Annotated in this window: 5 protein-coding genes; 4 read left to right on the top strand and 1 reads right to left on the bottom strand. The window is 68.7% G+C overall.

The genetic code is table 11. The features are described 5' to 3' along the window. Nucleotides 1-444: 444 nt before the first annotated feature. The 4 genes from ACBJ32_RS53735 (at nt 445) to ACBJ32_RS53750 (ending at nt 4964) form a co-directional block, all read left to right on the top strand. Nucleotides 445-1023, top strand: coding sequence for a DUF4244 domain-containing protein (locus tag ACBJ32_RS53735; RefSeq protein WP_375133466.1), 579 nt, complete (start codon nt 445-447; stop codon nt 1021-1023). A 23-nt stretch (nt 1024-1046) separates the two neighbouring features. Further along, nucleotides 1047-1400, top strand: coding sequence for a TadE family type IV pilus minor pilin (locus ACBJ32_RS53740; RefSeq protein WP_375133467.1), 354 nt, complete (start codon nt 1047-1049; stop codon nt 1398-1400). Nucleotides 1401-1404: 4 nt separating this feature from the next. After that, the gene (locus ACBJ32_RS53745) at nt 1405-1824 is read left to right on the top strand and encodes an Rv3654c family TadE-like protein (protein WP_375133468.1); all 420 of its coding nucleotides are present in this window, start codon (nt 1405-1407) and stop codon (nt 1822-1824) included. Between the two features lie 791 nt (nt 1825-2615). Then, nucleotides 2616-4964, top strand: a complete 2349-nt coding sequence (locus ACBJ32_RS53750; protein ID WP_375133469.1) for a hypothetical protein — start codon at nt 2616-2618, stop codon at nt 4962-4964. Nucleotides 4965-5494: 530 nt separating this feature from the next. On the opposite strand, the gene ACBJ32_RS53755 is transcribed toward ACBJ32_RS53750, so the two are convergent. Beyond that, nucleotides 5495-6984: Zn-binding domain-containing protein (locus ACBJ32_RS53755; RefSeq protein ID WP_375133470.1), on the bottom strand; the 1490-nt coding region annotated here is incomplete at its 5' end.

Genomic DNA, 6984 nt, shown 5'->3' on the forward strand with positions numbered 1-6984 from the left:
TGCCAACGCATGCGCCGTCCCGGAACCCACCGCCATGGTTAACACACACCGCAGCGGCCTATGCCTGTCTCAACGCACCTACCGCGTTGCCCCAGGTCCACCCGCCTGTCGCGGTGCCCATCGGTCGCGTCGCCCCACCTGCTGCCTCACGTCCACCTGCGGCGTCGCCTTCAGCTGCCGCATCGCATCGCACCCGCCGTGCTCCAACCACACCCATGATCTGAACGCCCCACCGAAAGGCGGCCCGCCGCGCCCTCCGTTGCGAGGAAGAGTCTCTCTGCGCCCGCGGGAGGTTCAGCCCAACGTCCGGTTTATCCACAAGGCAATGACCACGTCCTGACCCTTATCCACAGAACGCCATTCGGCCCGGATCTCCCCACCCCGGCCCCGCCACCCTTGAACTCCCGCCGGCCAACACCCCGGCTCCCAACCCCTGGAGGCAAGATGCACAGTCCCGCCACCACGCCAGGCGACATCGCAGCCGCCACAGCGTATGCGGGCATCACCACACCACCCGCTCACCCCAGCACCCCAATCATCCGAAGCCCAACAGGCCCTGCAGCCATCACGCCCACGCCACCTAAGAACCCCCACCACCCAGAGCAACCCGAGCACCCCCAACACCGCGAGCACCCCGAGCACCCGGTCAAGACCACCACTGCAGCCACCACCGCCCTCCACAGCATCGCGACCGATCGACGCACACACGAGCCCTCCACAAACGCTTCCGTCATCTACCAAAAGGACTTCAGCGCCCCGACCACCTCAAGCTCCCGCGAGTCACAAACTCCCTCCTCGGTCGGCAAGCAACTCCGCATCAGAAGTTCCCGGCCGCGAACGAACAAGTGGCTTCACTACGCGGCCACCCACCGAGAGCACGGCATGTCCACCGCTGAATACGCAGTCGGAACCATCGCGGCCTGTGCCTTCGCCGCGCTCCTCTTCAAGGTCGTGAGCAGCCCAGAAGTCCAGGCAATGCTGACCTCACTCATCGACCGGGCACTCAAGACCGGGCAGGAATGACGCCGCGCCGCGCGCGGACCTTCATGAGCATCAAGCGGTCGGCATCGCGGGGCTCGGTAACGGCCGAGACCGCCGCGATGCTGCCCGCCCTCATGGTCGTCCTGGCTGCCGCCCTGTGGGCCATCCAAGCGGTCGGAGTCCAACTCGAATGCGTGGACGCCGCCCGGATGGCGGCCCGCGCCGCGGCCAGAGGGGAGCCGTTGGATCAGGTTCGCGCCTTCGCCCAAGCAGCCACCCGCCCGAACGCCCAAGTTGCCATAACCCGCGGCCCTGAGCTCACCAATGTGCAGATCACAGTGGAAGTGCGCCCTTCCTGGGGCGAAGCCCTGCCCGCGGTCCGCGTATCAGCCGCAGCCGCCGCAGCCACCGAACAGTGACATCGTGCCCACCCCGTCACCAGCCGGCGGAACACCCATTCCACACGAACGCCAGGAGAAAACGATCAACGCCAAAGACCGCGGCTCCGCCACCCTGTGGGGTGTGGCGCTCATGGGCCTCTTGATGGCAACTGCCACGGCATTCGCGACGGTGGGTTCCGTACGCGTGGCCCACCACCGAGCCAGCAGCGCCGCCGACCTCAGCGCCCTCGCGGCAGCCAAACTTGCGCTGATCGACCCGGACGGCGCCTGTGGCCGGGCCTCCGAGCTGGCAGCACAGAACGGCGTCAAGCTCATGAAATGCCAGATAGCCGACGACATCGCCGACGTCTGGACCGCCGTGACCATCTCGCTGCCGTTATTGGGCCCTCGCACCGTTCAAGGCAGGTCCCGCGCCGGCCCCACGGCATCGGCGCCCGACTGACGAATCCGATGTGCTCCTGCTGGCGGGCATGAACATCCGCAGCGAACCGGACTCGCTCATGCGTACGGGCGGTGCCCGGACGCGGCGGCCGCCCCCGAGATGTGCGGTCTCATCCCGGAGGTGACGCGAGCAGGCCCCCAGGTGTGCGGTCCCATCCCGGCGCGGGAGGAGCGCATCCCGGAGGCGCTTACCGGTCGTGAGGTCGCACGAGCACGCTCCCAGGTGCGCGGGTCGATCCCCGTAGTGGCAGGAGTCCACGTCAGGGGTACGCGAACCGGTCCACCTGAGGGTGAGCCCCATCCCGGAGGTAGCAGGGAGCGTAGAACCATGGGCGCGAGCCGGCCAGCCCCCGAGGTGGCCCGAGTGCATCTCGAGGTGGCCGAGTGCATCCCGAGATGGCGCGACGGCGGTCCGCGGATGGGATGCGGCCAGGGCATTGCAGGACACGTGGAGAGGGCGGTTAGAGGTGAGGGCGTTTATGGGGTGATTGAGGTCTGAGGGGCAATGTCGCAATCAAGTCACGACTTCTTGGACGTGGTGTCCAAGAGTCGGATGTCTCCCGTAAGGTTCCGCTTACCCTCGGTTCATGCCGTATGCGTCAAGGAGCCTGGGAGAGCAGGAGCGCAGTCGCTAAGGTGCGGGCCCGGGGACGGTCGGTGACCGTATCGGCCGGGCGCACTGCACTTCCGGTCGTCGCATGAACGCCCAGAGGGTGCTCATGCGGCGCGAGGCTCTCGATGGAGGGAAGCGTCGTGTCGGTAGTCGGCAGAGTTGTAGCCGCAGGGATGATCGTGGCCGGATCCATCGTGCTCGGCGGCACTGCCCAGGCGTCCGTGGTGATGGGACAGGCCGGATCCCCCGGGCAGATCACGTCGCCCTCCGACGGCGAGGTGATCTCGAGCTCGTCGGTGATGGTCTCCGCGCGTACCGGGCTCATGCAGCTGAGGATGGGACTGTACGTCGACGGGCCTTCCACGCCCAGCCAGAAGGTCGCCGCAGGCGGCGCCAATCAGACGCTGTCCGGCACGTTCGACGCAGGCGACGCCCCGAACGGGACCTTCACCGTGACCCTCAAGGGGGAGATCACCGGGAACCGGTACGCGAGCAGCACGTTCAAGCTGCGTCGGCCGGCCGAAGCGCCAGGGGGTGTGAACGCGAGCAGGCAGGGCGCCGACAAGGTGCTCGTCACCTGGAGCAAGGGATCAGAGCCCGACCTGCAGTCGTACGAGGTGGCCAACACGCAGTCCGGCGTCGTCGGACGGCTGTCCGCCGACAGCGCCTGCGCGGGTTCCTCGTGCAAGGCGGTGCTCGCCGTGCCGTCCGAGGCGGCGGGTCAGAAGGTGGGGTTCTCGGTCAAGGCGTTCAGGGGGGATGGCGACGGCGGTTCGATCGGGTCCGGCGAGTCGGCGGCCGCGTACGTCACCTTCCCCGCCCCACCCGCGGCCCAGCCCACGAAGAAGGCCACCGACAGCGTGCAGGTGCCGAAGAAGAACAGAGACGCCCAGGGCGTCGATGCGCTGCCGACGCTGCCCGCCAAGAAGCAGGCGGCGGTCCCCTCGCGCAAGCCGACCACACCCACTCGCAAGCCGACGACCACGAAGCTGCCCGACATCCCGGACGCCGACCCGAGCGGCAACCTTCCCATCCCCACCGCTGACCAGCAGGCCGAGAACGGCGGTCTGGTCCCGGCCGATACGAAGGACGGCACCGACGAGGATCCCGTGCAGAGTGACGGCGTGAAGGCCCAGTCGAGCGAGTCGCCGATCGGGAACATCGGCCAGTACGGCATCTACGTCGCGGGCGGAATCCTCCTGCTGCTGCTCGGCGCGCACGCGGGCGCCTGGGCAAGGCGGCGCGCGCTCGCCACGGGCGCAAGCGGCTCCACCCTCACACCAACACCCGACACCGATGCACCCCCTGGATCGGCGCAAGCACAGAACGCGCACCCTGGGTTACATGTCAGGCAGGCGGATGCCGGCACCCCGCATCCCACGGCTGCACCCCGTCGGCCGGCTGTCATCCTGGCCGTCGCCAAGACCCGGCTTCCCGAACAGCCCTCCCGGCCCCAGCAGGTCCCTGGAACGGAGGCCGAGCGCTCACCCGGCACCCGGAACCAGCTGCCGGTTGGGGAGGCGGGTTCGTCGAACGAGGGTCGAAGCCGGTGGCCGGGTGAGGGGGCGGAGCCGTCCCTCGATGGCCGGGGGCAACCGTCGGGTCTCAAGGCGGATGTGTCACTGGGAGATCGCGGGCAGCAGTCAGGTGGTGAGGGACAGCCGCCGTCCTCTCAGGCCCTGAGGCCGCGGTCGGAGGCGGGGTTGGGCACTGTTGACGCTGAGCCGCTGTTGCCGGCTTCCGCCGTCGAGCCGCCGTCGAATCCTGCCACGTCCCCTGGTCCGCGTACCTCAGCCTTCTCTGTGGAGCTTCCGCTGCGTGCTGTAGCGGCCCCGCCGCGTGGCACGCCGCCGTACGGTGCGCCGCCTGGGCGGCGGGAAGCGTCCACCTTTGATCGGACGCGTGGGGAAGAGTCCACGCCGGGTCGGACGCGTGGGGAGAGGTCCACGCCGGGTCGGAGGCGTGAGGAAGGGTCCACGCCGGGTCGGAGGCGTGAGGAGGGGGCAACGTCTGATCGGTCACGTGGGCAGAGGTCAACGCCTGATGGGACGCGTGGGCAGGTGTCCATGTCTGATCGGACGGGTGGGGAGACGTGCACGCCTGATCGGACGGGCGCGGAGGTGTTCCTGCCTGACCGGACGCGCCGGAATGTGCCCGGAGGTCCGCTGGCGCACGTGGCCGATGGCGACGATTCAGATGGCGTCCATGGACGGCAGGAGGAATATGGACGGCAGGTGGAATGGGGTGCGCAGCAGGGGCCGCTCCATATCGCCCTGCCGAGTTCGGCGGTCACGGATGTCGCCGAGTCTGTCGCTCCAACGGTCGCTCCTGCCGTACGGCTGGAGGAGCGTTGGGATGACTACCTGCCGCCGTCGCCGAGATCGATGGAGGACAGCGGGTTCTGGGAGCGTCCACAGCCGGGGGCGGCCGATTTCTGGGCCGCTGATCAGGATGGCGATGATCGTGGCGACGCGAAGGGTGATGAGCGGACTCAGGCGGGTCGTCGGCACCGAGATGGTTGGAGTTAGGGAGGGCGTCAGCGCGTGTGCCAGTGTCCCGGCCGCTCATGCTTGTCGGGTATTTATCGCAAGCGTCGTGAGTCCGGAGAAGGTCGGAATCCGTAGAAGCCCGTGCAGGTGATGCGTGGCGGGGCTCGGGCTGAGTTTCGGGCGTAAGTGATCACTGAGTGCGCTGGCGGGTGTGAACGTGACCGCGTGGACGGGCGAGTTCATGTGGTGCTGTATTCGCAACTTGGCTGGACTTCGGTGAGCAAGTGGCCGCACGGAATGTGGGCGTGCCCTCCGGTTTGTGCGCCGGGACCAAGTGGGTTCATGTTGAGGGTCGGCTGGGTTCGTATGGGGATGGCCTCGTTCGTCTTGGGGTGGCCGCCGGTTCGTGCTGGATTGGCTTGTTTGTGTGCGCGGGCGGCTTGTGCGGGCTGATCAGTTCTGCGTGTCAGCCGGTGATGTGGCTGTTGCGGCCAGGGTTTCTGGGAGCCGTTCCGGTTCCTGCGGAGGAATGGCGACCGGTTCCTGTGGAGGTATGGCGATGAGCGGGATCATTGTGAGGCGAGCAGCGTGTTGAGGAGGCGGATGGCGCCTCGTTTGTCCAAGGGCTCGTTGCCGTTGCCGCATTTGGGGGATTGGATGCACGACGGGCAGCCACGTTCGCATTCGCAGGACATGATCGCCTCGCGGGTGGCCGTCAGCCAGTCCGTGGCGCGGGCGTAGCCGCGTTCGGCGAAGCCGGCGCCGCCCTCGTGGCCGTCGTACACGAAGACGGTGAGCAGGCCCGTGTCGGCGTGCAACTCCGTGGAGACGCCGCCGATGTCCCAGCGGTCGCAAGTGGCGAACAGCGGGAGCAGGCCGATCGAGGCGTGTTCGGCGGCGTGCGCGGCTCCGCCGAGGTCGATGCCGGCCTCGGCCAGAGGGGCCACCGCGGAGGCGGGGAGCGTCCACCAGACGGCGCGGGTGCGGAGGGTCCGGGGTGGCAGCTCCAAGGGCTCGTCGCCGAGCATTTCGCCTGATTGGAGGCGTCTCTTGAGGTATGAGACGACTTGGCGGGTCACCTCCACCTCGCCGAAGTGGAGGGTGCCGGAGCCGAGAGCCTGGGAGCGTTCGGTGGAGAGGATGGAGATGTCGGTGATGTCCCGGGCGAAGGTGGTGTAGTCCGGGTTGGCGCTGGTGACCAGGGCCACCCCGGCGTCCAGGTCCAGGAGCTCCACGAGGAACGTCTCGCCCTGGTGCAGGTAGATCGCGCCGGTGTGGACCGTGGTGTGGGCCGAAGGCTCGTCCACGCTGCCCAGGAGGCGGCCCGTGGACGACTCCACGACCTGGATGGGGCTGCCTCCACCGCCTCGGATGTCGGCGAGGTCGGTGGCGCGCTCCCGCCTGGTCCAGAACCAGCCCGCCGGGCGCCTTCTGAGCAGGTTCTGGGCAACGAGGTCATCGAGCACCTTCGACGTGGTGGCGCCGAAGATGGGCAGGTCGTCCTCGGTGAGCGGGATCTCGGCTGCCGCGGCGCAGAGGTGAGGGCCCAGGACGTACGGGTTGCCGGGGTCGAGGACGATCGCCTCCACGGGCTGGCCGAACAGGGCCTCGGGGTGGTGCACGAGGTAGGTGTCCAGCGGGTCGTCCCTGGCGATCAGTACGGCTAGCGCGTCCTGGCCGTCGCGGCCCGCCCGGCCCGCCTGCTGCCAGAGGGAGGCGCGGGTGCCCGGCCAGCCCGCGATCAGCACGGCGTCCAGGCCGGAGACGTCGACGCCGAGCTCGAGGGCGTTCGTGGTGGCCAGGCCCATGATGGTGCCGGCGCGGAGGGCCTTTTCGAGGAGCCTGCGGTCTTCGGCGAGGTAGCCGGCCCGGTAGGCGGCGATCTTGTTGGGGAGGTCGGCGAGGTCAGGGTCGGGGGTGTCCGGTAGAGCCCAGGTGAGGGGGCCGTGGGTGGGGGCGGTTTGCGACGGCTCCGGTTCCGATGCCGGTTCCGATGCCGGTTCCGATGCCGGGGTGGGTGCCGGGACGTCAGACGGTGTGGGGGCCTCAGACGGTCTGA

The sequence above is a fragment of the Nonomuraea sp. GTA35 genome, assembly GCF_041950525.1.
In the GTDB taxonomy this organism is placed as follows: Bacteria; Actinomycetota; Actinomycetes; order Streptosporangiales; family Streptosporangiaceae; genus Nonomuraea.

What these genes read in the sequence shown, in the direction of transcription:
- ACBJ32_RS53735 (WP_375133466.1), top strand. Translation starts at nt 445, where the DNA reads ATGCACAGTCCCGCCACCACGCCAGGCGACATCGCAGCCGCCACAGCG.
- ACBJ32_RS53740 (WP_375133467.1), top strand. Translation starts at nt 1,047, where the DNA reads ATGAGCATCAAGCGGTCGGCATCGCGGGGCTCGGTAACGGCCGAGACC.